Source organism: Mycolicibacterium sp. Y3 (genome assembly GCF_051188035.1).
Classification (GTDB): domain Bacteria; phylum Actinomycetota; class Actinomycetes; order Mycobacteriales; family Mycobacteriaceae; genus Mycobacterium; species Mycobacterium fluoranthenivorans.
In genome coordinates this window covers 3,419,332-3,445,271 of sequence record NZ_JAVQLT010000001.1, presented here as the reverse complement: position 1 = coordinate 3,445,271, position 25,940 = coordinate 3,419,332, and the positions used below count along the sequence as shown (strand labels likewise).

Below are 25,940 nucleotides of genomic sequence, written 5' to 3'. Positions count from 1 at the left end.
CAGTTCCTTAAAGGCCACGAGCGATGGCACCGACGCGCGATACTCAGTCGATGACGCCTCGCTCGTTGCGCGGCCGGGTGGCGGTCGTCGCGGGCGCAACCCGGGGTGCCGGCCGCGGTATCGCCGCCGGGCTCGGCGAGGCCGGTGCCACCGTCATCTGCACCGGACGCAGCAGCGTGACCGGCAATGAAAGCTCCGATTACCGACGTCCCGAGACCATCGAACAGACCGCCGCACTGGTCACCAAGCTGGGCGGGACGGGACTGGCCATCCAGGTCGACCACCTCGATGCCGCGCAGGTACGGGGCCTGGCCCGGCGGCTCGATACGGAATTCGGTGCCATCGACATTCTGGTCAATGACATCTGGGGCGCCGAGGTGCTCAAGGGCCCGCCCTCGACATGGGGCAGACCGCTGTGGGAACACGACCTCGATGACGGCCTGCGCATCCTGCGCCTGGGAATCGACACCCACCTGATCACCTCACACTGCCTGATGCCGCTGCTGGTCGCCCGACCCGGTGGGCTCGTCGTCGAAATCACCGACGGCACAGTGGAATACAATGCCGACAACTACCGGCTGTCGGTGTTCTACGACTTGGCCAAAGTCGCGGTGAACCGGCTCGCCTACAGCCAGGGCCACGAGCTGCGGGAATTCGGCGCCACCGCGGTGGCGGTCACCCCGGGATGGTTGCGTTCCGAGATGATGCTGGATGCCTACGGCGTCTCCGAGGCCGATTGGCTGCACGCCCTCGACATCGAACGCAGAGACGGATACCCGGCCGCACCGCCCGGCTTCGCGCAGTCCGAATCCCCCCGTTTCGTGGGCCGCGGCGTCGCCGCGATCGCTGCCGACCCGGCCCGGCAGCGGTGGAATCAGCAGTCGGTCACCTCGGCTGCCCTGGCCGCCGAATACGGTTTCACCGATATCGACGGCCGCCGGCCTGACGCCTGGGCGGTGTCCTGACCCGCGGCGATGTCCGTTCTGCGCGTTGACGGCAGTTAGGGTGAGCCCGTGCCCGCCGACGCCGCAGCCTCATCCGCGGCCGGACCCGGGTTCGGCGCCCTGTTCCGGATGCGGCCGTCCCCGCCCCGTTGGCCGATGGGTGTGCGGGCCGCTGTCAGCGCCGCCGTCCCCATCCTGATCGGTTGGGCCACCGGCGATCTCGGCGCCGGCCTGATCGCCACCCTAGGCGCGTTCACCTGCCGCTTCGGTGGCGACCGGCCGTATCTCAACCGCGGCACACAGCTGGCCGTCATCGCGGTGACGCTCGCGGCCGCGGTGACGCTGGGCGCATGGGTGGCCCCGATCCCCTGGTTGGCGGTCACCGTCGTATCGGTCATCGCGGCGACGGCGGTGTGGTTGTGCGCAGCCCTGTCCGTCGGCCCTCCCGGTGCCTACATCTTCGTGATCGTCTGCGCCGCGGGCGTGGGGGTCTCGGCGTCGCAGCTTCCGCCGTGGCAGATCGGATTGCTGGTGCTCGCCGGCGGCGCCCTCGCCTGGACCACGCAGATGGCCGGGGCGTACCTCGACTTCCGCGGACCGGAGAAGGCCGCGGTGGCTGCGGCAGGAGATGCTGTGGCGGCCTGTGCCGAGCATCCCGAGGACCCCGCTTTGCGGGACCGCGCGGCAAGCGCCTTGTATCGGGCGTGGAACGTGCTGGTCAGCTACCAGCCGTTGGCGGCGCGCCCCGGTGGCACGCTGGACCGGCTGCGCGACGCCAATCATGCTGTGCACGTACTCTTCTCCACCACGCTGCGTGCCGCCGACGCGGCGCGGCCGGTACCACCGGAATGCGCGGCCACCGTACGGGCCGTGGCACGCCTGGACCTGGACCCTGCCGGTATCGCGGTCCGCGACCGCGACCGCCGTGCTCTGCGTCCGCCCTGCATTCCGGAGTTGCTGCGCCAGGCCCTCGCCCCCGGCGCGCACACCCGGCGGGTGATGTTGCGCGTGGCGGTGGCCGCTCCCCTGGCCGGCGCCACGGCGGCGATCACCGGTGTCGGGCACGTGTACTGGGCGATTGCGGCGGCGGTGCTCGTTCTACACACCGGTATCGACCGCACCGCGACCTTGCGACGCGGCACCGAACGGCTGGTCGGCACGTGGATCGGGTTGGCGCTGGCCGCCGCGGTCCTGGTAGTACACCCGCAAGGTCCGTGGCTGGCTCTGGTGGTCGCCGCGCTGCAGTTCGTCATCGAGATCCTGGTGACCCGCAACTACGCGCTGGCCAGTGTGTTCATCACCGCCGCCGCACTGACCGCCTCCACCGCGGCGCACCGCGTCGATGTCGGCCCGATCATCGTCGACCGCGGCCTGGACACCCTGATCGGCTGCGCGGTCGGGATCGCGGTGTACCTGTTCACCGCGCCGCGCCAGGAGGCGGGTCGCCTCGGCGCCGCGGTGGCCGACACCCTGGTTGAGGTGGCGGCGGTGGCGCGGTACCTGTGCGACGACGCCCCGGCCACCCTGGCCGCGCGCGCGGCCCGACGGGACCTGCAACGGGCCGTCCTCGACCTGGGTGCCGCATATGGCGCCGCACTCGGCGGGACTGCCCGCCAGCGCGCGCTGGTAGGGCAGCTCACCGCGACGGTCAGCGCCGCAGAGAGCCTCGGCTATCTCATGGTGACCAGCTGCTGGGCCGCCGAGGACGGCGCCACCACCCTGTTGGCCGAGGTCGACGGCGACAAGTATGTCGCCGCGCTGGGAGAACTTGCCCGAAAAGCGCGGACCGGAGCACCGATCGCGGAGGAACTGGCGCTGCTGACGCCGACGATCAGCGCGGATCCCGGCCACCCGGATTCCCCGCCCACCGAGTAGACAGGTTCTCAAATCTGTTCACGATTTTCGTTGACACCCGTCCCGTCGCGCTGTTGTGATGACGGGGTGAGCGTGAACGTGACCCACAACACTTTCGACACCATCATTCGCGGTGGCCGCTGGTTCGACGGAACCGGTGCCCCCTCGGCGGTGCGCAATATCGGCATCCGCGCCGGCCACGTCGTGGCCGTCAGCGCAGATGAGCTCGACGCCACCGGGTGCGCCGAGGTCATCGACGCGGACGGCAAGTGGGTGCTGCCCGGCATGCTCGATATCCACACCCACTACGACGTCGAGATCCTGGGCGGCCCCGCGCTCACCGAATCACTGCGCCACGGCGTGACGACGGTGATGCTGGGCTCCTGCTCGCTGTCGACCATCCACGTCGACGGGCAGGACGCCGGTGACCTGTTCGGCCGGGTGGAGGCCATCCCCCGGGAACACGTCATCACCGCAGTCGACGGCAACAAAACCTGGGACAGCGCAGAGGGGTATGTCGAAGCGCTGGAGAAGCTGCCACTGGGCCCCAATGTCGCCGCGTTCCTCGGGCATTCCGATATGCGCACCGCGGTCATGGGTCTGGACCGGGCCACCCGCCACTGCGAGCGTCCGACGCGGCGCGAGCAGGCCCGGATGGAGCGAATGCTGTCCGAGGCGCTGAATGCCGGATTCGTCGGAATGTCTTCGCAACAACTGCTTTTCGACAAGATCGACGGCGAGGTGTGCCGGTCCCGCACGTTGCCGTCCACCTACGCCAAACCGCGCGAACTACGCCGACTCAAGTCGCTGCTACGACGCAGCGGACGCGTGTTGCAGTCGGGCCCCGATATCGCCAACCCGGTCAATCTGGCGTCGCAGCTGGCCCAGTCGCTGGGCCTGTTCCGCAACCCGCTCAAGACCAGCCTGCTCTCGGCCGCCGACGTGAAGTCCAATCCCTACGCCGTGAAGATCCTGGGCCCGCTCGCCCGGGTGGTGAACGCGCTCGGCGGCAACTTCCGCTGGCAGCACCTGCCGGTCCCGTTCGAGGTGTACGCCGACGGAATCGACCTGGTGGTCTTCGAGGAGTTCGGCACCGGTGCCGCCGCCTTGCACCTACGCGATGAGGTGGAACGCAATGAGCTGCTGCGTGACCCCGAGTACCGCAGGCAGTTCCGGAAGGACTACGAGAACAAGTTCGGCGTGCGGGTGTGGCAGCGTGACTTCTACGACGCCGATATCGTCGCCTGCCCGGATACGTCGGTGATCGGCAGGTCCTTCGGACAGGTGGCCACCAACCGCGGGGTGCACCCCGTCGATGCGTTCCTCGACCTGGTGCTCGAGCACGGCCGGGCGCTGCGCTGGCGCACGACCATCTCCAACCATCGCCCCGATGTGCTCAAGAAGCTCGCCCGCGAGCCGGGGATCCAGATGGGCTTCTCCGATGCCGGGGCCCACCTGCGCAACATGGCCTTCTACAACATGGGTCTGCGGCTGCTGCGGCATGTGAACGACGCCGAGAAGGCCGGCCGGCCGTTCATGACGATCGAGGCAGCGGTACACCGGCTCACCGGTGAGCTGGCCGATTGGTACCGCCTCGACGCCGGCCACCTGCGCGTCGGGGACCGCGCGGACGCCGTGATCGTCGATCCGGCCCGGCTGGATGCCACGCTGGAGACCTATGCCGAGGAACCCGTCGAGCAGTACGGCGGGCTGTCCCGAATGGTGAACCGCAATGACGACACCGTATGCGCCGTGCTCGTCGGTGGCCGGTTGGTGTTCGCCGCCGGCGAGGCCACCGAGCTAGTCGGGCGGCATCGCACCGGACGATTCCTGCGGGCCGCCCACCGCGCCCCCGCGCTGCCGGCCGCTAAGGGCGAATTGTCAAGTGTCAGCTGAAGATACCGTCCGCCAGATGTGGAAGGCGTTGTCCGAGCGGGACTGGGACGCCGTCAAGTCACACCTGGCCGACGACTGCATCTACGCCGACATGCCGGTCGGCCCCGCGGCCTCGGCGCGCGGTCCCGAGGACATCGTCAAGCGGCTCAAGATCGGTCTTGAACCACTGGCCTCCTATGTCAATCACGACGGGCTGCTGGTCGCCGACGGCGCCTCCGTGATGTACGAGCATTCCGAGACCTGGGAATGGCGCACGGGCGAGACCGCCGTTCTACGGTTCGTCACCGTGCACCACGTGCAGAACGACCGGATCACCCTGTGGAAGGACTACTGGGACATGAGCGCGCTGGTGAACTTCGCGCCGTCGACGTGGTTGGACGACCTCGCCCGCGCCGATATGTCCTGGATCTACGACGCCACCGGCCAGATCTGACACTGTCGGGACTGAACCGAACGGTATCCGGGTACGTGCATGCAGTATGACCTCTCGAATCCGCCACCTCGTGCTCATCTTCGCGGCAGCCGCGCTGCTGCTCGGTATCACCGCTCCCCCGGCCCTGGCCGACGACCGCCTTCAGTTCACCGGGACCACACTGTCGGGTAGCCCCTTCAACGGCGCCACCTTGCAGGGCCGCCCGGCCGTGCTCTGGTTCTGGACGCCGTGGTGCCCGTTCTGCAATCAGGAAGCCCCCAATGTCAGCCATGTCGCCGCGGCCAATCCCGGGGTGACGTTCGTCGGCGTGGCCGCCCGCTCCGATGTGGCCGCCATGCAGGGGTTCGTGTCCAAGTACAACCTCAACTTCACCAACCTCAACGACGCCGACGGATCCCTGTGGGCCCGGTTCAATGTGCCGTGGCAGCCCGCCTACCTGTTCGTGAAGCCGGATGGCACCTCGTCATTCGTCAACAACCCGACCTCGGCGATGTCCGAACAGGAACTCTCCGACCGGGTCGCCGCACTCAAGTCCTGACCGAATGAACCCAGACCTTGTCGGCCTGGCGTTCAGCGCCGGGCTGGTGGCCGCCCTGAATCCGTGCGGATTCGCCATGCTGCCGGCGTACCTGGCGCTGGTGGTGCAGCGGGACGGCGGCCCCGGCCGGGCCGTCGGGAGGGCGCTGGGGGCCACGGCGGCGATGACGCTGGGTGTGGTGGTGGTGTTCGCGGGGTTCGGCACGCTCGCCGTGTCGGTGGCCTCCACCATCCAGCGTTATCTCCCCTACGCCACGGTCGCGATCGGGGTGGTGCTGCTGTTGCTGGGCCTCTGGATGCTGGCGGGCCGGCGAGTGGGCTTACCGATCGGCGCCGGTGCACGCTGGGCACCCACCGCCCGGATCGGGTCCATGGTCGGCTACGGCGCGGGTTTCGCCCTTGCCTCACTGTCGTGCACGGTGGGACCGTTCCTGGCGGTGACGGCGGGTGCGGCGCGGGCGGGATCGGCGCGTGACGCGTCCCTGGTGTACCTGGCGTACGCGGCCGGTTTCGCCCTCATCGTCGGGGCGCTGGCGGTGTCGGTGGCGCTGACCAGCTCTGCACTACTGGACCGGATGCGCCGAATTGTGCACTATGTCAACAGGATCGGCGGTGTGATACTCGTCGTCGTCGGTGCCTACGTGGCGTATTACGGCGTCTACGAGATCCGGTTGTTCACCTCCGGTGCGGGCCCTGCGGATCCGGTGATCACCGCGGCCGGCCGGGTCCAGTCCGCCGTGGCCGGCTGGGTGCATCAGCATGGCAGTTGGCCATGGTTACTTCTGCTCCTGGTGGGCGCGGTGCTCACCGCGACAACAGTGCGATACCGGCGACGACCAGACTGAGCACCTTGATCACCTCGAGCCCGACGTACACGTGATGTGCGCGCGACCGGGGCACCTCGGCGCCGGCCAGCACCGCGTCGGAACGGCGGGTCAGGCGTGGACGCACGGCGATCAGCTGCACCACCAGCGCACCCGCGGCCGTCGCGGTCGCCACGACGGCGGCGACCGGCGGGTGGGACAGCGCGAGTGCGGCAATGACGACCAGGCCGAGCACCGACTCGGCCGCGTTGAGGGCACGGAACACCAACCGCCCGATTCCCAGCCCGATCGGCAGCGTGACACCGGGTGCCCGGAATTTCAGTGGCGCTTCCACGAACGAGATCGCCAGCACCATGCCCAGCCAGACGAACACGCCGGCGACCGCTGTCGCGACACCACCGCTCATCTGGATCAGAGCGTGATCTTGCAGGCCTGGCCGATATCGAGGGTGCGCAGCATCCGGCCCATCCCGAGCCACATGGCGCAGGACAGCGCGAGATCGGTCAGCAGTTCGTCGTCGAATTCGGCCGAACAGCGCTGCCAGAACTCCTCATCGTCACGTAAGGCGGTGTGATCGCGCGCGAATCGTTCCGCGAACTCCGCGGCCACCCGCTCCTGTGCGCTGTAGCCGGGCCAGCGTCGCCATTCGTGGGCGTGGTCGTAGAGATCCTCGTCGACCCCTGCGGCGAGGCCATCCGAATCGCGCGTGTTCTGGCACACCACGCATTCGTTGTCCAGCGCGATCACCATCCGGGCCAGCTCGCGGACCCGCATCGGGAGACGGTTCTTGGTGTAGACCGCGTTCGTGAAACCGGCCATGGCGACCCCGATATCGGGAGATTTGCGCACCCATGCGGCAGCATCATCGTCGGCAAAATCTCCGATTCGACTCATGCTGCGAAGCGTACGCGCGCCGAGAGAGAATTGGAACATGTTCTAGTTTTTCGACGCCGCCGGCCGCCGACGGGATGTCGGCGGCCGGCGGGTGTCGGTATCGGGATTACTTGGGTGGACGCGAGACGCACTGCGCCGAGTACAGCGCCTCGCCGAGCTTGTCCATCAGCTCCAGCTGCGTCTCCAGGTAGTCGATGTGCTTCTCCTCGTCGGCGAGGATGTCCTCGAAAAGCTTGGCCGACACCGCATCCTGCTTCTCACGGCACATGATGACGCCCGGGCGCAGTCGGGCCACCACCTCGTACTCGATCGCGAGGTCGGCCTCGAACTGCTCGCGCAGCGTCTGGCCGACTCGCAGGGAGAACAGTCGCTGATAATTCGGGAGACCGTCGAGGAGCAGAATGCGGTCGGTGATCCATTCCGCGTGGTGCATTTCCTCGATGGATTCTTCGCGCGTGTGTTGCGCTAATTCACTGAATCCCCAATTGTCCTGCATCTTCGAATGCAGAAAATACTGATTGATTGCCGTGAGTTCGCTTGTCAACTGCTCGTTGAGCAGTTTCAGAACTTCCGGATCGCCTTGCATATCACTCCTAAGCACCTTGAGGGCTGGTCAAGTGTTGCTATTGCCGTGCGCTTCGAATCTAGTGCAGCGCGGACACGGGGGCGAGGGCTTCGGCGGCGATTCCGCGCGACATCGGACGGGTTTTGCGCTGCCTATAGGTGAGGCTAACCCTAGTCAGCGATACAGAGATGGACTAGCTTGCCTAACTAAGGCTACACTCACCTAACTATCAACGGTAGCGCCGGGAACCCGGCTGCCATGGCGGCGGAGGCGGTGTGCAGATGAGCGAATACCATTTGCATTCACTTATTCTGGCCGCCGACTATCGCGTCGCCGATCCCGAGTCGATGTGGAATTCGTTGAAAGGCCGCCAGCAATCGCTGGTGAATATCGACGCCCATCATGTCGTTCTCTACACGTCGATTTGGGAACCGGGACGCATTCTGGTAACCATCGGCGTATCCCATCCCAATTCAGTGCGCGACGTTCTGCGTTCGCCGGCGATATTCGATCTCTTCGATATCGCGGGCGTCGACGATATTCCGGCGATCTTCGCGGGCGAGGTCGTGGAGAAGATCGACCTGTTCGACACTGCGCCGGGCAGCGCCGCGGAAACCGTCGCCGGCGTGATCGTGGGCGTGGTCGCCACCGTGGACAGCGTGGAGGACCTGATGGTCAAGGTGCACGGCGCCTCAGACCGGTTCCGGCAGTCCGGCGTCCGCAAGATCTGGGTGTACCGCGCGTTCGACGACGGACACGAAGTGCTGATCCTGCAAGAGATCGAGAACGAGGCCAGTGCACGCCGCTGGATCGACCATCCCGATGCCGCCGCGGAGTGGTTGTCCCGAGCCGGATTCGGGGCCTACCCCTCCCTGTTCGTCGGAAAGTTCGCCCATCTGATGACGGTCGGGGGCTGAGCCGATGTTCGTCTGTCTGTGTACCGGCGCCACCACCCAGGCCGTCCACGATGCCGTGGCTGCGGGTGCCACCACGTCCAAACAGATCGCCGATGCGTGCGGGGCGGGATCGGACTGCGGACGCTGCCGCCGCACACTGCGCGCGATCCTCGCGGCCTCCCGCGAGTGCCCGGTGCATGCGGCCAGTTAGCCGCGCTTGTCGACGAACGAGGCCAGCGCGTCGACGTTGGCGGCCTGGCCCAGAAGCTCGGCGAACAACGCGTTCTCCCGCTCACTGGCCTCGGCGATACCCGGCCGAATCGGCTCCAGCATGGTCTTCTTCACCGCCAGCAGGCTGCCCAGCGGGCGCGAGGCCAGCACTTCGGCGTGCCTGCGCGCCTCGGCCAGGAGATCCTCGGGCTCACAGACCTTGAACACCAACCCCATTCGCTGGGCCTCGGCCGCGTCGATCCACTCCGAGGACAACAGCAGCCACGCCGCGTTCTGCCTGCCGATCAACCGCGGCAGCAGATACGACGAGGCCGCCTCGGGCGGCACGCCGAGGCTGGTGAACGGGCACTTCAGCCGCGCCGTGGACGACATGAACGCCAGATCCGCGTAGCCGAGGATTGTCGTGCCGATACCCAGCCCGACGCCGTTGACCGCACAGATGAACGGTTTCGGGAAGGCGGCGAGGGCCTCGACCATGCCGCGGAAACCGTACTTGCCCGGCTTGTAGTCGGGGTCGGTGACCAGCTTCTGCATCTCCACCAGGTCGTTGCCCGCACTGAACGCGCGACCCGCTCCGGTCAGCAGCACGACCGACACCTCGGGGTCGTCTGCCGCTGCCGACAGCGCCTCGGTGGTGGCGTCGTACAGCGCCTCGCTGAAGGCGTTGAGCGCTTCGGGCCGGTTCAGGGTGAGCGTGCGCACCCGGTTGTCATCGGAGATCAACAATGTCACGCCCGTAGCGTATCCACCTGGCCCCACAGCGGGTACCGGCTGGTGGGCACCGTGTCGATATCTCGGTCTGCGCCGAACCGTGCCACGCTGGCCGCCATCTTCCCCATCCGGTCCCCGAGATCGGCATCGTCGGCCGCACCGAAGAACGCGTGCAGGTCGGAGACCGCCTCGATCGGGAAGAGTTCCTCGACGATGGCGTCGATCCGAGGTGCACCAGCGGTGAGGGGCCGCACCACCGTGTTCTGGGTATAGCCGAAAGTGGCCTGGGTGGCGATGGCCACCGGGGTGTGGTCGATATGCCATCGAACGAGCCACGTGGCCTGGTCCAGGTCGGCGGGCCTGCGCAGCAGCGCCACGTTGGCCAGGCCGGGGGTACGCGCACTCGGCGGCCCCGTCGGTCCGGGCAGGGGCACCGACTCGGTCACCAAATATGCTGCCAGATAATCACATTCGGCGGCCAGCAGCTCGAGGGCCGCGGTGAGGGCCGCGCCGTAGTACTGGTGGGTCCAGATGCTCACGACCGCAGCCACCGGTGGATCCAGCGTGGTGAGCGTCATCAGCGAGGCCCGGACGGCGTCATCCCTGACGTTGACGGTCAGGCCGGGTAGGTCCAGTTCGGACAGCGCCGATGCCACCCCGGTCCGCAATCGCCGACACCATTGCTCATCCGCTTCGGCCCGCCGCAACGTGACCATCACCTTTTCCACTCCCCGAAAGTAACAACCGCCGAGACGCGATAGGGGCCGGATCACGTCGCGGTCAGGACGCGATTTCGGGAACGCCTCAGTTACCCCCGGCGGGCCACGCGGGGGACAACAATGAGTAGGTGGCGAAGGGTAAGCCCCTGGGGCTGACGCTCTACGAGTTCGGCGCGGTGATGCGCAGCCTGCTCGGCGTGCTGGGGGTGGCCGCCGTTGCGCTCTACCTCGACTCGCCAGGCGCGGCCATCGCCGCCGGGGGCGCCGCGGCAATGGCCGGTGCGACAGCCCTGCAGGACAGTCCGCGCAGCCGCTTACCACTGGTCGTCGCCGTGTCGGCGGGAATGGCCCTGGCGGTGGCTGCCGGCGGACTCAGCTCCACCTGGACACCGGTGTTCCTCGCGGTGGTCGCCGTGTGGTGCTTCGCGGCCGGCATGCAGTGGGCGCTGAGCGCCAATGCCGGAATGGTGGCCTCGGGTGCGGCAATTCTGCTCGTCACCGCCTCGCCCACGGCGGGCAGCCTCACCACGGTGTCGACCGCGAGTGGCCTGGCTCTGGTCGGCGGGCTGGCTCAAGGGGTGCTGATCTCGCTCTGGCCGCAACGCCGATGGCGCGACCAGCGGGAGGCGCTTGCCCTCGCATACCGTTCGCTCGGCGCCGACGCCAAGCGATTGGCATCGGACCCGGGGGCACAGGTGGACCGGCAGCCGTTGATCCGGCTGCGGGAGGCGTTCACGCTCAGCGAGTCTCAGGCCCGACTCCGGCCACCGGCCTACCGCGGCTGGTACGGGTTGCCGGAGCGGATCATGGTGACACTCACCGCACTCGGTCGCGAGGGGCCCCGGGACGGGGCGGCCGCCGACGTGCTGCAGGCCGGCGCCGACCTCCTCGATCTCATCGCCCGGCGCGCGCCGCGACGCCAGGTCGGTCCGGCGCTGGCACGGGTGGACGCGGCGGCCGAGCAGCTCAGCGGGGCGACCCGAATTGTCGCCCAACGGCTTTCGCACCAGCTGGCGGAGGCCGTCGAGCTGCATCTCGGCCTGTTCGAGCCCGAACAGATCGCCCCACTGCGTCGGCCCGGGCTTCCACATTCCTGGGCGGTGGCGGCCGGCCTGATCCGTGCGCAACTGAGCTGGCGGTCCCCCATCCTTCGGCACGCCGTGCGGCTGACGATCGCCGCGACCGCCGGGGTGGCGATGGGCCGCGCGGCCGGCGCCGAATCCGGTTACTGGATCGCGGTCACGGTCCTCATGGTGCTGCGCCCGGAGACTGCGCACACCTATACCCGGTGCATCGGCCGGATCACCGGCACCGCAATCGGCGTGATCGCCGCCTCCACATTCACCGCGCTGCTGCACCCAGGCGGGCCGGCCTCGGCGGCACTGGCGGTGACGTTTCTGGGAATCGCCTACCTGGCAGCGGACTTCGGTTACCTCGTGGTCAACGCCGCCCTGGCGGCCGCGATCATCTTCCTGCTGGACGTGAGCGGCGGGGTCGACACCAGTACGGTCGAACAGCGCTGGTTCGCGACCATCATCGGCGGCGCGCTGGCGGTGATCGTGCATGTCTGCCTGCCCGACAGCGCCCTCGTGCGGCTGCACCAGCGGGCCGGTGAATTGCTGAAGACCGAAATCGATTACGCAGCCACGGTGATCAAGGCTTTCGTCCACGACCTCGACCATCCCGCCGAAACGCTGTCGGCCGCATGGCAGCGAGCGGCCAGCGCGCGCACCGCCTTCGAGGCCGCCGCAGGTGCGACCCGCACCGATGATCCCGAGATTCGACGGTGGTTACGCACCTACCGCGCCTCGCTCAACGCCGTCACCACCAGTTGCGCCACTCTGGAATCAACCCTGCCCTCGCATCCGTCACCCACGCTGAACCGTGAGTTCACCAGTGCCATAGACGGTTACGTCAAAGCCCTGATGGGCAATCCGGCGACGCCGGCGGCGCCCTGGCGGGTGGATGCCGAGCAACTCGCCGCCGCTGCCGTCGCGGTACGCGACACCGCCCCGCTGCTCAGCTCCGATGACGGCCCCGCCCGCGTGCTGGTCGGTGAGTTGGCCACCATCACCCGGGTGGTGGTGGATATCGCCCACGTCAGACCGGTGGGTCAGTCAGCTGGTCATCCCTGGCCCACTTCGGCCGAATGAACACACCCTCGGCCTCGACGGTGGGACCCTGCGCGTCCGCGATGATTCCGGCCGCGAACGTCTTGACCCCCTCGGTCCGCACGATCCTGGCCTCGGCGTGCAGCCGTCCGAGCGGGGTGGGTCGCAGGTACCGGACCGTGATGGTGCCGGTGAGCCGCGGACTGGTGGCCGGGCTGGCCACCTCGCCGAGGACGTGGTCGAGCAGCATCGCGGCCACACCGCCGTGCACGTGCCCTGGCGGCCCCTCGTAGGGCGCACCGAGTTCGAAGTCGGTGAACACGCCGCCGGTCTCGTCCCGTTGCACCGACAACGGCGGAGCGATCGGGTTGCGCAGCCCGATCACCGCGTTACCCCATGGCATCCGGTCGCCGTGTGCGGTGAATCGGACACCGAACGGGCCGTCGAGCTGACGGCCGCGGAGCGCCGCGGTCGCCGCGTCGATCTGCGTCTTCGCCTCGGCCACCACATCGGCGTCCACCTCGGACCGGATCGTGGCATCGATCAGTTCGCGGACGGCCTCGGTCAGTGGCCGGTAGACGGTCCGCAAGCGCTCGACGTCCTCGGCACTGAGGTCCTCGAGTGTGAAGTCCAGCATGGGAGAACTAGAACATGTTCTAGGTGCGGTGTCGAGCCTGCACGACGCACTCGCCGGCAAAAGTTCCTACGATGGCGTGGCATGGCGGCACCCCAGGTGGACGGACCGAGGCAGAAGTTGCCTGCGACGCTCGTCGATGTCGCGGGCAACCGGCTGCGTGACGCCATCCTCAGCGGAACCCTGGGCCCCGGCGAGAAGATCGTCGAAGAGCAGCTGTGCGCCGATCTCGGCATCAGCCGCGCCCCGCTGCGCGAGGCCCTGCGACTGCTGGCACAACAAGGCCTGGTCGAGCATCTCCCCCGGCGTGGATCGCGGGTCACCGACTGGTCACCGGCCGATATCCTCCAGCTGTTCGCGTTACGCCATGTGCTGGAACGGCACGCCATCGAGATGGCCATGCCGCTCGCCGACCCGGTGTCGGAACTGGAGCCGGTGCGCCACGCCCTCCGCGAAATGACCTCTGCACGGACCGCACTGGACCGCGACGACGCTCATCGCCGTTTCCACGCCGCCGTGGTCGGCCTGGCGGCGAACCGGCAACTCGACATCGTCCTGGCGCCGATCCTGCTGAAACTGCAGCTGCCGATGGCGATGAACATGCGCGAGGAGGCCCGCCACCACCGCGCCGGCGACGGGATCGAACGGCACCGGGCCATCCTCACGGCACTCGAGTCCAACGACGCCGCCACGGTGATCGCCGCGCTGGAGGATCACGGACACCTGAGGTACCTGAATCTCCCCGCCGATCTCCCTTCCGATCTCCCCGCCGATCTCCCTTCCGATCTCCCTGTCGATCTCCCTGTCGATCTCCCCGAACATCGCTAACACGATCGACACACGCGCGTACCGCGATCGCCATCATTCTGTCGACAATCGACATTCATGGGTTCAGATGTACGCGGCGACCACGGGATCAGCAGGGGTCCGTCAATCGGGCCATCGATAGCCGAGATTCTCGATTCGCATGCCGGCGGCACCGGTTCTCCGGTCAAGACCGCGACACGAGTCGCCGACGCCATCGCCGCACGCGGGGATGACGGAACCTGGTTGTCCACCGTTCCCCGCGACGAACTGCTGGCCGCCGCGGCCGCGATCGAAAGCCGGCCAGGGGCAAGGACCTTGCCGCTGTACGGCGTCCCATTCGGGGTCAAGGACAGCATCGACGTCGCCGGGGTTCCCACCACGCTGTCCTGCCCGGACTACTCCTATATCCCCGAAACCACTGCACCAGCCGTGCAGCGACTGCTGGACGCGGGGGCCTTGTATGTCGGGAAGACCAATCTGGACCAGTTCGCCACCGGCCTCAACGGCACCCGCACCCCGTATACGGTGCCCCGCAGCGTCTTCGGCGGAGAACTCATCTCGGGCGGCTCCAGCTCGGGATCCGCGCTGGCCGTCGCGCTGGGACAGGTGCCGTTCGCCGTGGCCACCGACACCGCGGGATCGGGCCGGGTGCCCGCCGCCCTCAACGGTGTGGTGGGCTTCAAACCCTCGAGGGGACTGATCAGCACCGTCGGTCTGGTGCCGGCCTGCAAGTCCCTGGACTGCCTGAGCGTGATGGCCGGCTGCATCGACGATGTGGACCGTGTTTTCGATGTGATGGCGGCACGCGACGACGCCGACTCATGGTCCCGGGACCGCGGGCCGCGGCACGCGGGCGGACCCATCCGGGTCGGACTGCCGCCGGTGGCCGAGTTGGAGTTCTTCGGCGACGACACGATGCGTGCGGCACATCTGGGGTTCCGGGACCAACTGGAACGTCAGGCCGTCATCGTCGAGGTGTCACTCGCGCCGTTCCTGGCGGCGGGGGCGCTGCTGTATCAAGGTCCGTGGGTGGCCGAGAGATTGGTCGAATTCGGTGATTTCCTTGCCGAGAAGCCGGATTCGATCCACCCCGTGGTCCGCGAGATCTTCCGCAGTGGGTTGAACTACACCGCGGTGGATGCGTTCGCCGCGTTGCAGAAGCTGCAGGACCTCAAGGCCGAAGTGGCCCGGCTGTGGCAGCACATGGACATCCTGGTGGTCCCGACCATCGGCACCACCTTCACCGTCGAGCAGGTGCTGCACCGACCCATCGACTGCAACACGATGCTCGGTCACTACACCCATTTCGGCAATCTGCTCGATCTGCTGGGCGTTGCCGTGCCGCTCGGCGTGACCAGCGACGGGCGACCCTACAGCGCGATGTTGCTGGGCAACGCACTCTCCGATGACACGGCCTTGACGCTGGCCGCCCAGATCCTCGATGAGCCCCGGGCCGCCGCCGCGGCGGCCACTTCCGCGGTAAAGGAGCAGGTATGACCGTCCCCGTCCCCGCTGAACCGTCAGCCTTCTCACTCGTGCCGGGACAGACCGCCCTTGTCGTCATCGACATGCAACGGGATTTCCTGCTGCCCGGCGGATTCGGTGAGAGCCTGGGCAATGACGTGGATCAGCTGCTCAAGGTGGTCCCACCACTGGCCGCGCTGATCGCCGCGGCCCGCGAGGCCGGAATCCTGGTTATCCACACCCGAGAAGGCCACCGGCCCGATCTGTCGGATTGTCCGCCCGCCAAGCTGACGCGCGGCGCCCCGTCGAAGCGCATCGGCGATCCAGGCAAGTACGGACGCATCCTCATCCGCGGCGAGTACGGCCACGATATCGTCGACGAACTGGCCCCGATCGAGGGCGAAGTGGTGATCGACAAGCCGGGCAAGGGGGCGTTCTACGCCACCGAACTCCAGGACGTACTGACCGCCGCCGGTATCACGCAGCTGCTCGTCACCGGTGTCACGACGGAGGTGTGCGTGCACACCACGACCCGAGAAGCCAACGACCGCGGTTACGAGTGCCTGGTGGTATCCGACTGCGTCGGTTCGTATTTCCCGGAGTTCCAGCGGGTGGGGCTGGAGATGATCAAGGCCCAGGGGGGCATTTTCGGGTGGGTCGCCGACACCGCTGCGGTCATTCCCGCGTTGCAACAACTCACCACGAACGCCGCCTGAGCGTCCGCCGAAAGGATCCAGCCATGTCCACCGACGTCACCGATCCACCCGCCAGCTCCGATCCCCCCGCCGAAAAGGCCCAGCCGGGGTTGTCCATCCCCTGGTGGACCCGAGGCGACACCAACGCGTTCTTCGGGCTCGGATTCAACATCCTGGTCAACGTCCTGACGTTGACCGGCTTGATGATCGGTGTCGTCAAGGTGCCGCCGGGCGACGTGCTGGGCACCATCCTGCCCGCGCTGGGCGTGGCCCTGATCCTGGGCAACCTGTACTACACGTTCCTGGCCCGCCGGCTGGCCCGGCGCGAAAACCGAACCGATGTCACGGCTTTGCCGTACGGCCCCAGTGTGCCGCATATGTTCATCGTCGTATTCGTGGTGATGCTACCGGTGTACCTGAACACCAAGAACGCGATGGCGGCCTGGGAAGCCGGGCTGGCGTGGGCGTTCATGATCGGCGTCATCGTGATGATCGGCGCATTCGTCGGCCCTTATATCCGTAAACTGACCCCGCGTGCCGCGATGCTCGGCACGCTGGCCGGTATCTCGATCACCTTCATCTCCATGCGGCCGGCCGCACAGATGTGGGAAGCGGCCTGGATCGGCCTGCCGGTCATGGCGATCATCCTCATCGGCTTCTTCACCGATATGAAGCTGCCGTTCGGCATCCCCGTCGGCCTGGCCGCACTGCTGGTCGGCACCGCGATCGGGTGGATCGGCGGGTTCATGTCGGCACCCGATGTGGGACAGGCGGTTTCGGATATCGCGATCGGCGTCCCCGACCTGCGGGTGGACATGTTGTTCTCCGGCCTGTCGCATCTGGCCCCGCTGCTGGGCACCGCGATACCGCTGGGCGTCTACAACTTCACCGAGGCGATGAGCAACGTGGAGAGCGCCGCCGCCGCGGGCGACAACTACAACCTGCGCAGTGTGCTGCTCGCCGACGGTGCCGGTGCGGTCATCGGGTCGGCGTTCGGTTCGCCGTTCCCGCCCGCGGTCTACATCGGCCACCCCGGCTGGAAGGACGCCGGCGGCCGCGCCGGTTACTCGCTGGCCAGCGGCGTGGTGATCGGTATCTTCTGCTTCCTCGGGCTCTTCGGGGTGTTGGATGCACTGTTACCGGTTCCGGCGATCGTGCCGATCCTGCTGTACATCGGTCTGCTGATCGGCGCGCAGGCGTTCCAGGCGGTGCCGCGACTGCATGCCGTCGCGGTCGTCGCGGCCATCCTGCCCAACCTCGCGCAATGGGCCAGCGGGCTGATAGACAACGCCCTCAACGCGGCGGGCACGTCCGCATCGAAGGTCGGGTTGGAGGCACTCAACGGTGCGGGTGTCGTCTATGACGGCCTGTTGACCCTCGGCGAGGGTGCGGTGCTGGTGGGCCTGATCCTGGGCACGATGGTGACGTTCATCCTGGAGAAGAAGTTCCTCTACGCGGCGATCGCCTCGGTGGTCGGTGCGGCCCTGTCCTTCATCGGGCTGATCCACGCGCCGCAGGTGGCCTGGGCTGCCAATCCACAAGTCGCCCTGGGCTATCTGTTCTTCGGCGTGGTGTGCGCGATCTACCACTTCCTGCCCGGGGCGAAAGATCCCGTCGTGGTCGACGAGGCCGATATCGTCGCCGGCCACTAGCGAGGGGCGGCGACGAACGGTACCTCGGTGCCGGGCGCGAGCACGACGTACATCCGGCGCCACGGGTCGCTGTCGATCAGTTCCCACTGGTGGCCCGAGCCCGTCGTGTCCTCGGCGAGCAACACGTCGCCGGGAGCCAGTGTGAACTCCTCGCCGTCGCGGGTGCAGAACCGCAGCGTGCCCGCCAGCGTCACCACCAGCTGGCGCACGGGCGCGGTGTGCCAGGCGAGCGACCCGCCGCCTGCGGTCTCCTCGACGGTGACGTGTGCGGCCGACATCGCCACCGACACCAGGTCGGCATTGCGGCCCGGGGTCATGTCCAGAGTTCCCACCGCCACGTGGGATCCGCCGTCGTCACCGGTCCACAACCGGACGCATCTGATCATGGGGTCACGCTAGTCGCAGGCCGGCCGGTTCGCCTCAGGCCTACGCGCAACGCTTCTCGCCGCGGCCCCGCTCAATTAACGTGCGTGCCATGAGCGCAGCCATCGAGCCGTACTACGACCTGGGGACCTACCACCGGCCGGTCGACTCCCCCGAACCGGACGCCCAGGTGTGGTTCGACCGCGGCATGGTCTGGGCCTACGCGTTCAACCACGAGGAAGCCGTGCACTGTTTCGAGCGGGCGCTGGCACTCGATCCCGAGCTGTCCATCGCCCGCTGGGGCATCGCCTACGCGGTCGGCCCCAATTACAACAAGGCATGGGAGGCTTTCGACCCCGTCGATCTGGCCACCTCGTTGGACCGGGCCCGCGCCGAGCTCGCCCGCGCCCGCACCGCCCGCGCCTCCGCGGTCGAACGCGCCCTGATCGACGCGCTGGCCGTGCGCTTCCCCACCGACGATCCGCAGGACACCGAGGCGCTGGCGGCCGGCCACGACGCCTACGCCGATGCGATGGCCCGAGTCGCCGCGGAGTACCCCGGCGATATCGACGTCGCGGCGCTGGCGGCCGACGCCCTGCTCAACGTCACCGCATGGGCGCTGTGGGACAGCGCAACCGGAGATCCGGCACCGGGCTCGCGGGTACTGGAGGCCACCCGAATCCTGGGCGATGCGCTGACCACACCGGCCGGACAGGCCCATCCGGGCGTGCTGCACCTCTACCTGCACGCGTGCGAGATGTCGGCGCACCCCGAAGACGCGCTGCCCGCCGCCGATCTGCTGCGCGGTCTGGTGCCCGACGCCGGGCACCTGCAACACATGCCCAGCCACATCGACGTGCTGTGCGGTGACTACCGCGCCTCGATCGTGGCCAACCAGGCCGCGGTGCGGGCCGACCGGCGCTTCGTGCAGCGCGAAGGCCCGCTGAACTTCTACTCCCTGTACCGCGCGCACGACCTGCATTTCGTCGTGTACTCGGCGATGTTCGAGGGGCAGTCCCGGGTGGCTCTCGATGCGGCCGACGAACTGTCGGGTCAGCTGACCCCGGAACTGCTGGCCATCGAATCCCCGCCGATGGCCGACTGGCTGGAGGCGTTCGTGCCGCTGCGCGTCCACGTACTGGTCCGGTTCGGACGCTGGGACGAGCTGATTGCCACCCCACTGCCCGAGGACCAGCAGCTGTACTGCACCACCACGGCCACCATCCACTACGGCCGCGGTGTCGCGCACGCCGCCAAGGGGCAGCTCGCCCAGGCGTATGCCGAACGCGAGGCACTGGCCGCCGCGTACGCCGGCATCCCGGAGACGCGCTATCTGTTCAACAACACCAGCCGCGACATCATGGCCATCGCAGTGGCGATGCTGGACGGCGAAATCTCCTACCGCGAAGGGCATTTCGACGAGGCCTTCGCGCACCTGAGGACGGCGATCGCCCTCGACGACGCCCTGCCCTACGACGAACCGTGGGGCTGGATGCAGCCCACCCGGCACGCCTACGGCGCCTTGCTGCTGGAGCAGGGCCGTGTCGAGGAAGCGGCCGCGGCGTATGCGGCCGATCTGGGACTGGACGACACCCTGCGCCGGTCCTGCCAGCATCCCGGCAACGTGTGGAGCCTGCACGGCTACCACGAATGCCTGCAGCGGCTGGGCCGTGACGCCGAAGCCACGATCATCGGACACCAGCTCGACCTGGCGCGGGCACGCGCCGATGTCCCGGTTAACGCGTCGTGTGCATGCCGTCTCGGTGCGGTAACAAGTGAGGAAGACTGCTGCCACTGAGGCGCGTCCCGTGCGCGCGGACACGTCACGGTACTAAGGTGTTGGGCAGGCAGGGGTTTCGCGCCTCGCAACGGGGCGACTGCGCGACGGCCCCTCGCCGTTTGGGGGAACAGTGTCCATAGCCACGACAAGGTCCACACCTGTGTCGGACGAGCCGTTGTCCGCTCTGGTCGACATCATCAAATTCGCCGTCGCGGAATCGGTCCGCTCAGCCGGCGGATCCCAACGAGACATCGATCGCGTCGCGGTTGCCGCCGCCTACGCAGCCTGGTGTTGGGGCTCCGCTGCGGCGTTCGAGACCGTCCCGCAGGTATGCCGTCAGACCTAGCCGGTAACCGCCTGCGCCGCTTTGTCTTGAGCGCACCCTTCACCTTCTCCTGGTTGACGGTACTGCTGATCACCACGGTGATTCAGCACAGCCTCAGCCAGCATGCGCTGCACCGGTTCCTGCAGGCACGCTCGACCAATCTGCACCATCTGGCCGGCGACCCGTTGCGGGTGCTGTTCACCAGCCTGCTGTGGATCGACGGCCACCACTGGTGGCCGTATCTGCTGCTGTTCGCCGCCTTCGTCGCCCCCGCCGAGCGTTGGCTCGGCCCCCTGCGCTGGTTCACCGTCGGGATGCTCGCCCACATCGGGGCCACGTACCTCAGCGAGGGCTATCTGTACTGGACCATCCAGGAGGCGATGGTGTCACCCCGGTACATCGACGCCAGGGATATCGGGGTCAGCTACTTCCTCGTGGGTCCGATCGGCGTCCTGACCTACCATGTCGTGCGACCGTGGCGGTGGTTCTACCTCGCGGCGGCGGTGTCGACGTTCGGGCTCGCGGTCGCGCTGCAGCTGCAGTTCACGCCGGTCGGCCATGCCTGCGCCCTGCTGATCGGGTTGGCCTGCTATCCGCTGACCCGCAATCGTCGCCGCCCGCCCTGGGATCCGGCGAAGCTGCTGCACCGATGGCACCGCATCCGGGTTGAGTAGGCTCCCAAACGTGGCGATCAGCGCGCGAGACCTCGAATGCCTGCGCCGCTGCGTCGAACTCGCCGCGGCGGCACTCGAAGACGGCGACGAACCCTTCGGGTCCATCCTGGTCGACGGGACCGGGCAGACCGTGTTCGAGGATCGCAACCGCGTCAAGGACGGTGACGCCACCCAGCACCCGGAGTTCGCGATCGCCCGATGGGCCGTCGACCATCTGACATCCGAGCAACGCCGCGCCGCGACCGTCTACACCTCCGGCGAGCACTGCCCGATGTGCGCGGCCGCGCATGCCTGGGTCGGGCTCGGGCGGATCGTGTACGCCGCCTCGGCCGCGCAACTGAGCCGGTGGTGCACGGAGTGGGGCACCCCACCCTCACCGGTCGCACCGCTGCCCATCACCACCGTCGCCCCCGGCATCGTCACCGACGGTCCGGCCGGCGAACTCACCGACCGCATACGTGCGCTCTACGAAGCGAAGTTCACGCCGTGACCGATCCGGACTGGGTGACACACGCGATCTGGTGGCAGATCTACCCGCTGGGGTTCGTCGGCGCCTTCCCCGCCGACCCGCCACCACCACCGGACGAGCACCGTCTGTTACGCATCGTCGAATGGCTGGACCACGCCGTCGAACTCGGCTGCTCCGGCATCGCGCTCGGTCCGGTGTTCGCTTCCCGCACCCACGGTTACGACACCACCGACCACTACCGCATCGATCCGCGGCTGGGCGTGGAGGCCGATTTCGACCGGCTCGTCGAGGAATGCCATCGGCGCGGCCTCCGGGTCCTGCTCGACGGGGTCTTCAATCACGTCGGCACCGACTTCCCGCGGTACCGGGCGGCACTCGACGGTGGCGACACCGCCTGGTTCCGCCGGGGACGAGACGGTTTCGCCACCTTCGAGGGGCACGGCGAGCTGATCGCGCTCAACCACGGCAACCCCGATGTCGTCGACTACACCGTCGAGGTGATGGCGCACTGGTGCGACCGCGGCGCCGACGGCTGGCGGCTGGACGCCGCCTACGCCGTGCCCGACCGGTTCTGGGCTTCGGTGCTGCCGGCCGTCCGCGAACGCCATCCACAGGCCTGGTTCGTGGGCGAGGTGATCCACGGCGACTACCCGGCGCAGGTGCGGTCCGCCGGGTTCGACTCCGTCACCCAATACGAGCTGTGGAAGGCGATCTGGAGCAGCCTGAACGACGGCAACTTTCACGAGCTGGACTGGGCGCTGCTACGCCACAACGACTTCCTGGACACCTTCGTGCCGCTGACCTTCGTCGGCAACCACGACGTGACGCGGATCGCCAGCCGGCTCGACGATTCCCGGCATCTGGAGCATGCGCTCGTGCTGCTGCTCACCACCGGGGGTACGCCGAGCATCTACGCCGGCGACGAATGGGGATGGCGCGCGGTCAAGGAGGAACGGGTGGGCGGCGATGACGCGGTCCGCCCCGAATTCGACCAGCGGCCGACCGGTGACAACGACATCCTGCAACTGCACCAATATCTGATCGGATTGCGGCGTCGCCAGTCCTGGCTACACACCGCGCGTACCGAAGCGGTCGAGGTGAGCAACACCGGCTACGTGTACCGGACCGTCGCAGACGGCCACGAGCTGACGGTGGCGCTCAACATCGGCGACGATCCGTTGCCGGTCGCCTTGCCTCGGCCCGGCCGGATCACCGCCGGCTCGGGTGCCCCGCCGCCGGATCACGTTGCCGACCTGGTGGTTCCGCCGCACGGATGGGTCATCGTCGAGCCGCAGTGAACTGGCCGCCGGGTGACGCTCCACCCGGTGCCGTAGCGGTGTGGCCGCCGGTGGGGTATCGATTTCGGCCGAGCCATTTCTAATTGCGTTGGCGCACAACGTATATCGACAATCCCCCCGGCCGCCAGACTGCGCGCAGCCCCGGCCAGATCACGGCGGATCACGGCGAGGTCTCAGGGCTGAGTCTCAATCGTTAGCCAACCGCGATATCACGACGCGGCCGTGTTACACGTGTGGCATTTGGGGCGCGTGATTCACTACCGACGAAGAAAAAGCAGCGGCAATTGCTTTGGGTCCCGGACGGGACACGCAAGAGGAAAGGTGGGTTGGTTGCCGTTATGAAGTTCATCAGAAAGATTCGTGGAGAGTGGCTCCGTCGAGCGGCGGTGGTCGCCGCGACCGTCGCCGCACTGCCCGGGCTGATCGGCTTCGCGGGGGGTTCGGCGACGGCAGGAGCATTCTCGCGGCCGGGCCTTCCCGTCGAGTATCTCGACGTGCCCTCGGCATCCATGGGCCGCGACATCCGTATCCAGTTCCAGGGTGGCGGGCCGCACGCGGTGTACCTGCTCGACGGTCTGCGCGCCCAGGACGACTACAACGGCTGGGATATCAACACCCCGGCCTTCGAGTGGTACTACCAGTCCGGCCTGTCGACGATCATGCCGGTCGGCGGCCAGTCCAGCTTCTACACCGACTGGTACCAGCCGTCCAAGGGCAACGGACAGACCTACACCTATAAGTGGGAGACGTTCCTGACTCAGGAACTGCCGGCTTACCTGGAGGCCAACAAGGGCGTGTCGCGCACCGGCAACGCCGTGGTCGGTCTGTCGATGGCGGGCAGCGCTGCCCTGACCTACGCGATCTACCATCCGCAGCAGTTCATCTACGCGGGCACGTTGTCGGGCTTCCTGAACCCGTCCGAGGGTTGGTGGCCGATGCTGATCGGGCTGGCCATGAACGACGCCGGTGGATTCAATGCCGAGAGCATGTGGGGCCCGGCCTCTGACCCGGCCTGGCGTCGCAACGACCCGATGGTCAACATCAACCAGCTGGTCGCCAACAACACCCGCCTCTGGATCTACTGCGGCACCGGTACGCCGTCGGATCTCGACGCCGGGACGGCCGCCCAAAACCTGATGGCAGCCCAGTTCCTGGAAGGGTTCACGCTGCGCACCAACATCACCTTCCGCGATCGCTACATCGCCGCGGGCGGTACCAACGGCGTGTTCAACTTCCCGCCCAACGGGACGCACACGTGGGCGTACTGGGGTCAGCAGCTTCAGATGATGAAGCCGGACATCCAGCGTGTGCTCGGGGCGCAAGCCGCCACGTAACACACCAGAACCACAGGGAGCCTGCCGCAACCCCCCGAGCGGCAGGCTCCCTGCTTCTGTCTGATCAGTTCTGGACGGTCGGACGGATGGTGATCTCGCCGATCTCGACATCCCGGGGCTGCTCGATCGCGAACGCGACCGCCCGAGCCACTGCCTCCGGGGCGATCGCCATCTCCGCCATCCTGGAACCGATTTCGGGATCACGATCCGGCCCGCCGAGTTCGGTGCGGACGTAGCCCGGCGAGATGCCGGTCGTCCGGATCACCCCGTCGGTGGACTCCTGGCGCAACGTCTCCAGCACCGTGCGCACCGCATTCTTGGTGGCCGCATACACACCCATGTTCGGCACGATCTTCAACCCCGCCGTCGAGACCGTCGTGACGAAGTCGCCGTGACCCTGGCGCAGGAACACCGGCATCGCCGCCGCGATCCCGTTGAGCACCCCCCGCAGATTCACATCGATCATGGCCGACCAGGCGCCGAGGTCGCCGTCTGCCAGCGGGCCGAGCGACGCGATCCCGGCGTTGCTCACAAACACGTCGAGTCGGCCGAAATGCTGCACCGCCATCGCGACCAGCCGCTCGACATCCTCTGGCCGCGTCACGTCGACGGCCACGTGCACCACGTCGGCGCCGTCGGCCCGCAGCGAATCCTGCAGCGCTGTCAGCAGATCGACGCGGCGCGCGCCCAGCACCAGCCGGGCCCCGCGTCGCGCCAGCAGCCGGGCCGTGGCGGCCCCGATCCCACTACTGGCCCCGGTGATCGCCACGACCTTGCCCTCGATGGGGTTCACGGGCGCAGCACCAGCTTGCCGCGAGTGTGCCGCTCCTCCAGATCGCGATATGCCGCGCGCACCTCAGCCAGCGGGTACACCTTCGCGATCGGGACCTCGAGCTCGCCGGATGCCACCAACGCGGCGAGTTCGGCCATGACCGCGGCAGTACTGGCCTCGGCACTGCCGACGCTGAGGACACCGAACTGCTCGATCGCCGCGAAATCGATGACGGTGTCCACCCGTTCGCGGGGCACGCCCAACTCGTCCACGGCGAGCGCGACGTAGCCGCCGCCGAAGAAATCGAGGAACGCGTCCACCCGGCCCGGCTCTGCTGCAGCCCGCAGCCGGTCCGCCAGACCATCGCCGTAATTCACCGGAGTCGCACCGTGCTCACGCAGCCAGTCGTCGTTGGCCGGTCCCGCGATACCGAGCACCCTCGCCCCGGTCCGGGCCGCCAACTGCACGGCGATACTGCCGACACCACCGGCCGCGCCCGCGATCGCCACGGTCTCCCCGGATTTCAGACCGACCGACCCGACGGCGGCGTAGGCGGTGGATCCGGCGACATACAGCGATCCGGCCACCTCCCAGGACACGCCGGCCGGCTTGGCCGCGAGCTGATCGGCGGGCACCGTCACGTACTCGGCGTGGCTGGACCGTCGCATCGAGAACCCGAGGACTTCGTCGCCCACGGCGAACTCGGTGACACCGATCCGTTTCCCGTCGCTTCGCTCGCCTCGGTCACCCAATTCGACGATCACTCCGGCCAGATCACTCCCCTCACCCGAGGGGAACGTCGCCGGCCAGATGTCGTGCAGGAAGCCCCGGCGGATCATCGCCTCGCCCGGATTGATACCCGCCGCCTTGACCTCGACGAGCACCTCACCAGGGGCGGGCTCGGGCCGTGGCACCTCGCGAACCTCCAGGACGTCGACGTCTCCGTACCGGTCGAATTGCACAGCTCTGCTCATGAGGGCTACGACGATCAGTGGCCGGTGAGTATTCCGCCGCATCGCGATTTCTCGGCCGACACGCGGATACGCCCTTCAGCGACC

At 67.8% G+C, this 25,940-nt stretch carries 28 protein-coding genes; 19 read left to right on the top strand and 9 right to left on the bottom strand.

Going from position 1 to position 25,940, the window contains the following annotated elements:
* Nucleotides 1-50: 50 nt before the first annotated feature.
* The 6 genes from QN239_RS16740 (at nucleotide 51) to QN239_RS16715 (ending at nucleotide 6,509) form a co-directional block, all read left to right on the top strand.
* On the top strand, nucleotides 51-965 hold the full coding sequence (locus QN239_RS16740; protein ID WP_499012045.1) for an SDR family oxidoreductase: 915 nt from the start codon (nucleotides 51-53) through the stop codon (nucleotides 963-965).
* 48 nt (nucleotides 966-1,013) lie between these two features.
* Nucleotides 1,014-2,819, top strand: a complete 1,806-nt coding sequence (locus QN239_RS16735) for an FUSC family protein (RefSeq protein ID WP_499012042.1) — start codon at nucleotides 1,014-1,016, stop codon at nucleotides 2,817-2,819.
* Between the two features lie 78 nt (nucleotides 2,820-2,897).
* On the top strand, nucleotides 2,898-4,694 hold the full coding sequence (locus QN239_RS16730) for an N-acyl-D-amino-acid deacylase family protein (protein ID WP_499016820.1): 1,797 nt from the start codon (nucleotides 2,898-2,900) through the stop codon (nucleotides 4,692-4,694).
* Nucleotides 4,695-4,710: 16 nt separating this feature from the next.
* Complete coding sequence (locus tag QN239_RS16725) at nucleotides 4,711-5,127, top strand: limonene-1,2-epoxide hydrolase family protein (protein ID WP_499012039.1); 417 nt, start codon at nucleotides 4,711-4,713, stop codon at nucleotides 5,125-5,127.
* Nucleotides 5,128-5,173: 46 nt separating this feature from the next.
* Complete coding sequence (gene dsbE, locus QN239_RS16720) at nucleotides 5,174-5,665, top strand: disulfide bond-forming protein DsbE (RefSeq protein ID WP_499012037.1); 492 nt, start codon at nucleotides 5,174-5,176, stop codon at nucleotides 5,663-5,665.
* 4 nt (nucleotides 5,666-5,669) lie between these two features.
* Nucleotides 5,670-6,509, top strand: coding sequence for a cytochrome c biogenesis CcdA family protein (locus QN239_RS16715; RefSeq protein WP_499012034.1), 840 nt, complete (start codon nucleotides 5,670-5,672; stop codon nucleotides 6,507-6,509).
* On the opposite strand, the gene QN239_RS16710 is transcribed toward QN239_RS16715, so the two are convergent.
* The 3 genes from QN239_RS16710 to bfr form a co-directional block, all read right to left on the bottom strand.
* Nucleotides 6,469-6,894 carry a hypothetical protein gene (locus QN239_RS16710; RefSeq protein WP_499012031.1) on the bottom strand — a complete coding sequence of 142 codons (426 nt, stop codon included), beginning with the start codon at nucleotides 6,892-6,894 and terminating at the stop codon, nucleotides 6,469-6,471. The two genes, QN239_RS16715 and QN239_RS16710, sit on opposite strands and share 41 nt — an antisense overlap.
* 5 nt (nucleotides 6,895-6,899) lie before the next feature.
* Nucleotides 6,900-7,382, bottom strand: coding sequence for a carboxymuconolactone decarboxylase family protein (locus tag QN239_RS16705; RefSeq protein ID WP_499012028.1), 483 nt, complete (start codon nucleotides 7,380-7,382; stop codon nucleotides 6,900-6,902).
* 106 nt (nucleotides 7,383-7,488) lie between these two features.
* The gene (gene bfr / locus QN239_RS16700; RefSeq protein ID WP_090360767.1) at nucleotides 7,489-7,968 is read right to left on the bottom strand and encodes a bacterioferritin; all 480 of its coding nucleotides are present in this window, start codon (nucleotides 7,966-7,968) and stop codon (nucleotides 7,489-7,491) included.
* A gap of 260 nt (nucleotides 7,969-8,228) precedes the next feature.
* Here bfr and QN239_RS16695 point away from each other — a divergent pair, with 260 nt between their 5' ends.
* Both QN239_RS16695 and QN239_RS16690 read left to right on the top strand, forming a co-directional pair.
* Nucleotides 8,229-8,864 carry a fatty-acid--CoA ligase gene (locus tag QN239_RS16695; protein WP_499012025.1) on the top strand — a complete coding sequence of 212 codons (636 nt, stop codon included), beginning with the start codon at nucleotides 8,229-8,231 and terminating at the stop codon, nucleotides 8,862-8,864.
* A gap of 4 nt (nucleotides 8,865-8,868) precedes the next feature.
* The gene (locus QN239_RS16690) at nucleotides 8,869-9,054 is read left to right on the top strand and encodes a (2Fe-2S)-binding protein (protein ID WP_090360771.1); all 186 of its coding nucleotides are present in this window, start codon (nucleotides 8,869-8,871) and stop codon (nucleotides 9,052-9,054) included.
* On the opposite strand, the gene QN239_RS16685 is transcribed toward QN239_RS16690, so the two are convergent.
* On the bottom strand, nucleotides 9,051-9,806 hold the full coding sequence (locus tag QN239_RS16685; protein ID WP_499012022.1) for an enoyl-CoA hydratase/isomerase family protein: 756 nt from the start codon (nucleotides 9,804-9,806) through the stop codon (nucleotides 9,051-9,053). The two genes, QN239_RS16690 and QN239_RS16685, sit on opposite strands and share 4 nt — an antisense overlap.
* Nucleotides 9,803-10,513 carry an EthD domain-containing protein gene (locus QN239_RS16680; RefSeq protein WP_499012020.1) on the bottom strand — a complete coding sequence of 237 codons (711 nt, stop codon included), beginning with the start codon at nucleotides 10,511-10,513 and terminating at the stop codon, nucleotides 9,803-9,805. The genes QN239_RS16685 and QN239_RS16680 overlap by 4 nt, the downstream gene beginning before the upstream one ends.
* A 119-nt stretch (nucleotides 10,514-10,632) precedes the next feature.
* Here QN239_RS16680 and QN239_RS16675 point away from each other — a divergent pair, with 119 nt between their 5' ends.
* Nucleotides 10,633-12,657, top strand: a complete 2,025-nt coding sequence (locus QN239_RS16675; RefSeq protein ID WP_499012017.1) for an FUSC family protein — start codon at nucleotides 10,633-10,635, stop codon at nucleotides 12,655-12,657.
* Here QN239_RS16675 and QN239_RS16670 read toward each other — a convergent pair.
* Nucleotides 12,605-13,252, bottom strand: a complete 648-nt coding sequence (locus QN239_RS16670) for a PaaI family thioesterase (RefSeq protein WP_499012014.1) — start codon at nucleotides 13,250-13,252, stop codon at nucleotides 12,605-12,607. The genes QN239_RS16675 and QN239_RS16670 overlap by 53 nt on opposite strands.
* 81 nt (nucleotides 13,253-13,333) lie before the next feature.
* Here QN239_RS16670 and QN239_RS16665 point away from each other — a divergent pair, with 81 nt between their 5' ends.
* Genes QN239_RS16665 through QN239_RS16650 form a run of 4 tightly spaced genes read left to right on the top strand, consistent with a single transcriptional unit; the run spans nucleotide 13,334 to nucleotide 17,867 of the window.
* Entirely contained in the window at nucleotides 13,334-14,077 is a 744-nt protein-coding gene (locus tag QN239_RS16665; RefSeq protein ID WP_499012011.1) for a GntR family transcriptional regulator, read from the top strand.
* Between the two features lie 57 nt (nucleotides 14,078-14,134).
* The gene (locus QN239_RS16660) at nucleotides 14,135-15,553 is read left to right on the top strand and encodes an allophanate hydrolase (RefSeq protein ID WP_499012008.1); all 1,419 of its coding nucleotides are present in this window, start codon (nucleotides 14,135-14,137) and stop codon (nucleotides 15,551-15,553) included.
* Nucleotides 15,550-16,236, top strand: coding sequence for a cysteine hydrolase family protein (locus QN239_RS16655; RefSeq protein ID WP_167160060.1), 687 nt, complete (start codon nucleotides 15,550-15,552; stop codon nucleotides 16,234-16,236). The genes QN239_RS16660 and QN239_RS16655 overlap by 4 nt, the downstream gene beginning before the upstream one ends.
* A gap of 23 nt (nucleotides 16,237-16,259) precedes the next feature.
* The gene (locus QN239_RS16650) at nucleotides 16,260-17,867 is read left to right on the top strand and encodes a SulP family inorganic anion transporter (protein WP_499012006.1); all 1,608 of its coding nucleotides are present in this window, start codon (nucleotides 16,260-16,262) and stop codon (nucleotides 17,865-17,867) included.
* Here QN239_RS16650 and QN239_RS16645 read toward each other — a convergent pair.
* Complete coding sequence (locus QN239_RS16645; protein ID WP_499012003.1) at nucleotides 17,864-18,253, bottom strand: cupin domain-containing protein; 390 nt, start codon at nucleotides 18,251-18,253, stop codon at nucleotides 17,864-17,866. The genes QN239_RS16650 and QN239_RS16645 overlap by 4 nt on opposite strands.
* Before the next feature lie 89 nt (nucleotides 18,254-18,342).
* Here QN239_RS16645 and QN239_RS16640 point away from each other — a divergent pair, with 89 nt between their 5' ends.
* The 6 genes from QN239_RS16640 (at nucleotide 18,343) to QN239_RS16615 (ending at nucleotide 24,110) form a co-directional block, all read left to right on the top strand.
* Nucleotides 18,343-20,028, top strand: a complete 1,686-nt coding sequence (locus QN239_RS16640) for a tetratricopeptide repeat protein (protein ID WP_499012001.1) — start codon at nucleotides 18,343-18,345, stop codon at nucleotides 20,026-20,028.
* A 142-nt stretch (nucleotides 20,029-20,170) separates the two neighbouring features.
* Complete coding sequence (locus QN239_RS16635) at nucleotides 20,171-20,356, top strand: hypothetical protein (protein WP_090360795.1); 186 nt, start codon at nucleotides 20,171-20,173, stop codon at nucleotides 20,354-20,356.
* Nucleotides 20,341-21,009, top strand: coding sequence for a rhomboid-like protein (locus tag QN239_RS16630; protein ID WP_499011999.1), 669 nt, complete (start codon nucleotides 20,341-20,343; stop codon nucleotides 21,007-21,009). Before QN239_RS16635 ends, QN239_RS16630 begins: the two co-directional genes overlap by 16 nt.
* A 10-nt stretch (nucleotides 21,010-21,019) precedes the next feature.
* A complete protein-coding gene (locus QN239_RS16625) occupies nucleotides 21,020-21,499 on the top strand; it encodes a nucleoside deaminase (protein ID WP_499011997.1) in 480 nt (159 codons plus the stop codon).
* A complete protein-coding gene (locus QN239_RS16620) occupies nucleotides 21,496-22,776 on the top strand; it encodes an alpha-amylase family glycosyl hydrolase (protein ID WP_499011995.1) in 1,281 nt (426 codons plus the stop codon). The genes QN239_RS16625 and QN239_RS16620 overlap by 4 nt, the downstream gene beginning before the upstream one ends.
* A gap of 338 nt (nucleotides 22,777-23,114) precedes the next feature.
* Nucleotides 23,115-24,110 (top strand): esterase family protein, encoded by a 996-nt coding sequence (locus tag QN239_RS16615; protein WP_499011993.1) that lies wholly within the window; start codon nucleotides 23,115-23,117, stop codon nucleotides 24,108-24,110.
* A 64-nt stretch (nucleotides 24,111-24,174) separates the two neighbouring features.
* On the opposite strand, the gene QN239_RS16610 is transcribed toward QN239_RS16615, so the two are convergent.
* Both QN239_RS16610 and QN239_RS16605 read right to left on the bottom strand, forming a co-directional pair.
* Nucleotides 24,175-24,903 carry an SDR family oxidoreductase gene (locus tag QN239_RS16610; RefSeq protein ID WP_499011991.1) on the bottom strand — a complete coding sequence of 243 codons (729 nt, stop codon included), beginning with the start codon at nucleotides 24,901-24,903 and terminating at the stop codon, nucleotides 24,175-24,177.
* Nucleotides 24,900-25,856: an NADP-dependent oxidoreductase gene (locus tag QN239_RS16605; protein ID WP_499011989.1), complete on the bottom strand. Its 957-nt coding sequence runs from the start codon at nucleotides 25,854-25,856 to the stop codon at nucleotides 24,900-24,902. Before QN239_RS16605 ends, QN239_RS16610 begins: the two co-directional genes overlap by 4 nt.
* Nucleotides 25,857-25,940 lie beyond the last annotated feature (84 nt).